Below are 5,446 nucleotides of genomic sequence, written 5' to 3' on the forward strand. Positions count from 1 at the left end.
GCCCACCACCCAGCCGATGGCCCCCGCCACCAGCACCGGTGAGCCCGGCCCCAGCAGCGCCAGCCCCGGCATGGTCAGGCCGATGCTGCCGGCGCCGCCGCAGCTGTGCAGGGCATTGCCGAACGGTCCCAGCACGGGGCCCCAGGGGCTGCGCAGAACCCCTTCGGCGCTGCTCACGGCCACCAGGCCGTTCTCGGTGATCCCCCGGTGCAGCAGCAGCCGGCCGGAACCGATCCGCTCCAGATCCAGCTGGGCCTGCAGGTCCCGGCGGGGGTGCAGGGCGGTGATCTCCCCGGTGGCGGCGAGGGTCACGGTGCCGCCCCGCAGCAGCCGGTCGAGCAGGTGGGCGCCCCCCTGCCGCTGGGCTTCCCCGAGACCGCCGCCGATGGGCAGCACCAGATCGCCGCCGCCGCCGCCGCTCTGGGCGCCGAGGGCCTCCAGCTGGGCGTCCCGGAAGCGGATCGGCGGATCGCTGGGGCCGATGTTGAGGTGCAGGCTGCCCTGGTCGGTGAATTCCGCATTGGCGGCCACCACCACGTCGGTGGCCGCGTAGGCCTCCGCCAGCCCCGCCTCGGCCACCAGCCGGCGGAAGTCGACGGCGGCCCTCACCCGCAGCACACCCCTGCGCTGGCGCTGGCGCAGGGCCGATTCACTCCGGGCCGGCAGGGTCATCGATAGAGTGGGTTGTGCCCCATACGGTCTTGCATGGCGGATCCAACCGGACCCGGTGAATCCACCCCCGGCGACTCCGACGGACGGATCATCCAGACCGACCTGCGCAATGAGATGTCGCGCTCCTACCTGGAGTATGCGATGAGCGTGATCGTGGGCCGGGCCCTGCCCGATGCCCGCGACGGCCTCAAGCCGGTGCACCGGCGCATCCTGTACGCGATGTACGAGCTCGGCCTCACGAGCGATCGGCCCTACCGGAAATGTGCCCGTGTGGTGGGCGAGGTGCTCGGCAAGTACCACCCCCACGGCGACACGGCCGTGTACGACGCCCTGGTGCGCATGGCCCAGGACTTCTCGATGCGGATGCCCCTGATCGACGGGCACGGTAACTTCGGCTCGGTCGACAACGATCCGCCGGCCGCCATGCGGTACACGGAATCGCGCCTGCAGGCCCTGACCACCGACAGCCTCCTCGAGGACATCGAAGCCGAGACCGTCGATTACATCGACAACTTCGACGGCTCCCAGCAGGAACCCACCGTGATGCCGGCCCGGGTGCCGCATCTGCTGCTCAATGGCTCCTCCGGCATCGCCGTGGGGATGGCGACCAACATCCCCCCCCACAACCTCACCGAACTGATCGACGGGCTGCTGGCCCTGATCGACGATCCGGAGATCGAGGACCGGGCCCTGATGGCGATCATTCCGGGTCCCGATTTCCCCACCGGCGGCCAGATCCTCGGCCGCCGCGGCATCCGCGAGACCTACACCACCGGCCGCGGTTCGATCACCATGCGCGGCGTGGCCTCGATCGAAACGGTGGAAGCCAAGGGCCGCCCCGACCGGGACGCGGTGATCATCACCGAACTCCCCTACCAGACCAACAAGGCCTCCCTGATTGAGCGCATCGCCGAGCTGGTCAACGACAAGAAGCTCGAGGGCATCGCCGACATCCGCGACGAAAGCGATCGCGACGGCATGCGCATCGTGATCGAGCTGCGCCGCGACGCCTACCCCCAGGTGGTGCTCAACAACCTGTTCAAGCTGACGCCGCTGCAGAACAACTTCAGCGCCTACATGCTGGCCCTGGTGAAGGGCGAACCGGTGCTGCTCACCCTCGGCCGGATGCTGCGGGTGTTCCTCGACTTCCGCATCGAGACGATCGAGCGGCGCACCCGCTACTTCCTGCGCAAGGCGGAGGAACGCGACCACATCCTGCAGGGCCTGCTGCTCGCCCTCGACCAGCTCGACCCGATCATCGCCCTGATCCGGGCCGCCCCCGACACCGCCACTGCCCGGGCCCAGCTGCAGGAGCGCCATGGCCTCAGCGAGATCCAGGCCGACGCCATCCTGCAGATGCAGCTGCGGCGCCTCACGGCCCTGGAGGCCGACAAGATCCGTCTCGAGCACGACGACCTCGTCGCCAAGATCGCCGATTACAAGGACATCCTCGGCCGCCGGGAGCGGGTGCTGGGGCTGATCCAGGAGGAGCTCCAGGTGCTCCGCACCCGTTACGACTCCCCCCGCCGCACCGAGATCCTCGATCTCGAAGGTGGCCTCGAGGACATCGACCTGATCGCCAACGAGCGCTCGGTGGTGCTGCTCACCGAGAACGGCTACCTCAAGCGGATGCCCGTGAGCGAGTTCGAGGCCACCAGCCGCGGCACCCGCGGCAAGGCCGGCACCCGTAGCCAGGGCGAGGAGGCGGTGAAGCTGTTCATCAGCTGCAACGACCACGACGCCCTGCTGCTGTTCAGCGACCGGGGGGTGGTGTATTCGATTCCCGCCTACCGGGTGCCGATCTGCAGCCGTTCCGCCAAGGGCACGCCGATCGTGCAGCTGCTGCCGATTCCCCGCGAGGAGGCGATCACCTCCCTGCTGGCCGTGAGCGCCTTCGACGACGACGTCCAGCTGGTGATGCTTACCAGCGGCGGCTACATCAAGCGCACCCGCCTCTCGGCCTTCAGCAACATCCGCTCCAATGGCCTGATCGCCATCTCCCTCGAGGACGGTGACGCCCTGCGCTGGGTGCGGCTGGCCCTGCCCGGCGACAGCGTGCTGATCGGCTCCCTCAAGGGGATGACGATCCACTTCCGCCTCAGCGACGAGGAGCTGCGTCCCCTGGGCCGCACCGCCCGCGGCGTGCGGGCCATGAACTTGCGCCCCGGCGATGAACTGGTGAGCATGGATGTGCTCACGGCTGAACTGGCCGACCGGGTCGCCAGCACCGCCGAGACCGGCGCCGACGAGGAGGAGGGTGATGAGGTCGCCCCCAGTGAGGGCCCCTGGGTGCTGGTGGCCAGCGCCAGCGGCCTGGGCAAGCGGGTGCCGGTGGATCAGTTCCGGCTGCAGCGCCGCGCCGGCATGGGTCTGCGGGCGATCAAGTTCCGCCGCGACGGCGACGTGCTGGTGGGCCTCAAGGTGCTCGGGGCCGGCGAGGAGCTGCTGCTGGTGAGCGAGCGGGGGGTGATCGTGCGCATGAAGGCCGACGCCATTCCCCAGCAGTCCCGGGCGGCCACCGGCGTGCGGCTGCAGAAGCTGGATGCCGGCGATCGCCTCACCGAGGTGGTGCTGGTGCCGCCGGCCGCCGAGGAGGAGGAGCTGCCCGATGCGGGGGAGGCCACTGCGGTGGCCAGCGAAGCCGGCCCGGACACGGCTCCTGAAGCCACTTCGGATGCTGCGGCCGAGGAGACGCCCACCGACGACTGAGCCCAGCGGCGACTGAGCCCCACGGCGGGCTCAGCGCTGGCCCAGGGCCCAGAGCAGCAGCACCCCGTAGCCGGCCAGGCTGGCCAGCTGCAGGCCCAGCTCCAGCCGTTCGATCCGGCGTTCGAGCCCTGGGCGGCCCATCCCGTTGGCCTCGCTGGCGAGCCGATCCAGCCGGTTGGCGCACCAGATGAACTCGCAGAAGAACACCAGGGTCACCAGGTAGGAGAAGGCGTAGAGCCCATCCAGCACGGTGAGGTAGGGCAGGGAAGGCAGCGAATCGCGGTAGGCCTGCTGCATGAACACGAGCGTCAGCAGGATCACCGGCGGGATCGCCAGCCGCTCGGAGCTGAAGCCGGCCCGCAGGTTGGGGGTGAGCAGCATCACCACCATCGTGATCGTCAGGGGCAGCAGCCACTTGACCAGCGCCGCCCAGCCGATCGGGTCGTAGAGCAGCTCCATCTCCACGCCGCCGCGGCTGGGGAACAGGCGCCAGCTGCGCAGCCGGTAGCCGTTCATGTTATTGCGGCGGCTGACGCCGGAGGCGGCGCTGTCGGCCTCCAGCCGGATCCTGGGTGGATCGGCGATCGCCGCCGGGAAGCTGGGGTCGGCCACCAAGCGGATCTGCAGGGGCAGGGTGCCGAAGGGGTATCCCCGGTAGTCGATCTCATCGGAGTAGAAGTTGCCGTTGAAGCGGTAGTCGCGGCCCAGATCCGCCCCCAGCCGCAGCGGACCGCTGCTGGCCTCCAGCAGGGAGTCCCAGGGCTCCACCAGGTTCTGGAAACGCACCAGGGTGAGGGGATCGACGCCGGCCGCCAGCCAGCGCCCCATCACCGCCGCCGGTGCCGACAGCCGCAGCGTCCCCTCGACGCTGAAGGTCTTCTCCCGCGAGGAGAAGCGGTAGACGTTGTCCACCGCCATGGCGACCCGGATCGTCACCCCGGAGGGCGTCGCCAGCGGGGGCGGCACTGGCCCCCCTGCCCCTGCCGCTCTCGGCACGGCGGAACCCGAACCTGCCAGCAGGGCCAGGATCAGGAGCAGGCCCAGGCAGGCCAGCGTTGCCAGCCGCCGGCGGGCGACGCCGCGCATGGCCGTGGTGCAGGATGAGCCATCACCGTACCGGCGAGATGGCGAGGGACGTGCTGGTGCTCGGCGGCGGCCCCGCCGCCCTCTGCATCGCGGCGGCCCTGGCGGGCGAAGGGCTCGCCGTGGCGCTGCTGGCGCCCGACGATCCGCGTGCCCCCTGGCCCAACACCTACGGCATCTGGGGCGACGAGGTGGATGCCCTGGGCCTGGGCCATCTGCTGGAGCACCGTTGGAGCCACACGGTCAGCTACTTCGGCCCCGGTGATCCGGACCCGGCGGCGGCGGCCAACCGCCCCACCGCCCACGGCCGCGATTACGGCCTGTTCGACCGCGCGGCCCTCCAGGGGCACTGGCTGGAGGCTTGCGGTCGCGGCGGGGTGGAGCTGCTCCAGGGGCTGGCCAGCGGCTGTGATGCCTCCGGAGCGCTAAGTGCGGTGGAGCTGGCCGATGGGCGCCGGCTGCAGGGGCGGCTGGTGGTGGACGCCACCGGCCACCAGCCGCTGCTGGTAACGCGGCCCGACCGGGGCCCGGTGGCCGGCCAGTCGGCCTACGGGATCATCGGCCGCTTCTCGGCGCCGCCGGTGCAGCCCGATCAGTTCGTGCTGATGGACTACCGCGCCGACCACCTCCGCGAGGCGGAGCGGGCCGAGCCCCCCACCTTTCTCTATGCGATGGACCTGGGCGGCGGCCGCTTCTTCGTCGAGGAGACGTCGCTGGCCCTGGCCCCCCCGGTGCCCTTCGCGGTGCTCCAGCAACGCCTCCACCGGCGCCTGGCCCACCGCGGCGTGCGGGTGCTGGAGGTGGAGCACGAGGAGTTCTGCCTGTTTCCGATGAACCTGCCCCTGCCGGACCTGCAGCAGCCGGTGCTGGGCTTCGGCGGGGCGGCCTCGATGGTGCACCCGGCCTCGGGCTACATGGTGGGCGCCCTGCTGCGCCGGGCCCCGGGCTCTGCCCCCGAGCCCCCGGCCCTCGGATCGGTGCC

General features: G+C 70.9%; 4 protein-coding genes. 2 read left to right on the top strand and 2 right to left on the bottom strand.

Going from position 1 to position 5,446, the window contains the following annotated elements; translation table 11 throughout:
• Nucleotides 1–672 (bottom strand): homocysteine biosynthesis protein (locus tag VB737_RS05115; RefSeq protein WP_500311689.1); only part of this gene is annotated, 672 nt, incomplete at its 3' end.
• A 33-nt stretch (nt 673–705) separates the two neighbouring features.
• Between VB737_RS05115 and gyrA the strand changes: the two genes are divergently transcribed.
• Nucleotides 706–3,381, top strand: coding sequence for a DNA gyrase subunit A (gene gyrA / locus VB737_RS05120; RefSeq protein WP_500311691.1), 2,676 nt, complete (start codon nt 706–708; stop codon nt 3,379–3,381).
• Nucleotides 3,382–3,411: 30 nt separating this feature from the next.
• On the opposite strand, the gene VB737_RS05125 is transcribed toward gyrA, so the two are convergent.
• Entirely contained in the window at nt 3,412–4,467 is a 1,056-nt protein-coding gene (locus VB737_RS05125; protein ID WP_500311692.1) for a ligand-gated ion channel, read from the bottom strand.
• Nucleotides 4,468–4,481: 14 nt separating this feature from the next.
• Here VB737_RS05125 and VB737_RS05130 point away from each other — a divergent pair.
• Nucleotides 4,482–5,446, top strand: a 965-nt coding sequence (locus VB737_RS05130; RefSeq protein WP_500311694.1) for a lycopene cyclase family protein, incomplete at its 3' end; no start/stop codon positions are given.

This window comes from Synechococcus sp. BA-120 BA3 (genome assembly GCF_034931285.1).
Lineage (GTDB): Bacteria > Cyanobacteriota > Cyanobacteriia > PCC-6307 > Cyanobiaceae > Cyanobium.